We start from the raw sequence: 946 nt of genomic DNA on the forward strand, positions 1-946 counted from the left end.
TGACCGGGATCGGGGACGCGACCCTGAACGGGCGCGAGCTCGCCGTGGCCGCCTATTTGAAGGAGCACGTCGCGCAGCTGCTGATCGGCAAGGACCCGCACCGGATCGAGGACACCTGGCAGTTCCTGTACCGGTCCTCGTACTGGCGCCGCGGCCCGGTCACGATGGCCGCGATCGCCGCGGTGGACATGGCGCTGTGGGACATCAAGGGCAAGCTCGCCGGGATGCCGGTCTACCAGCTCCTGGGCGGGGCGTCCCGGAACGGGCTGCGCGCSTACGGGCACGCCTCCGGCGCGGACCTGCCGTCCCTGTTCGATTCGGTCCGGGAGCACCTGGAGCTCGGCTACAAGTCGATCCGGATCCAGACCGCGGTGCCCGGGATCAAGGCCGTCTACGGCGTCGCGGCCCAGGCCCAGGCCTCGGGGGAGCGCTACGACTACGAACCGGCCGGGCGCGGCGCGTTCCCGCAGGAAGAGGACTGGGACACCCGCGCCTACCTCCGCCACCTGCCCACCGTGTTCGAGGCGGTGCGCAACGAGTTCGGCCCGGAACTYCCGTTGCTGCACGACGGGCACCACCGGATGACCCCGATCCAGGCCGCGAAGCTGGGCAAGGCGCTCGAACCCTACGACCTGTTCTGGCTCGAGGACTGCACCCCGGCCGAAAACCAGGAGGCCCTGCGCCTGGTCCGGGCGCACACCACCACCCCGCTGGCGATCGGGGAAATCTTCAACACCGTCTACGACTACCAGGCCCTGATCAAGGAACAGCTGATCGACTACGTGCGGGCAGCSTCCACCCACTTCGGCGGGATCAGCCCGCTGAAGAAGGTGATGGACTACGCCGCGCAGTACCAGRTCAAGTCCGGCTTCCACGGCCCCACCGACATCTCCCCGGTCGGGTTCGCCGCGCAGCTGCACGTGGGCCTGGCGATCCACAACTACGG

1 protein-coding gene is annotated in these 946 nt (G+C 69.2%); it reads left to right on the top strand.

Annotated elements, in window-relative coordinates:
• Positions 1 to 946, top strand: a 946-nt coding sequence (locus AC1DGD_RS22095) for a D-galactonate dehydratase family protein (protein WP_476858279.1), incomplete at both ends; no start/stop codon positions are given.

This window comes from Arthrobacter sp. 05T45 (genome assembly GCF_056395875.1).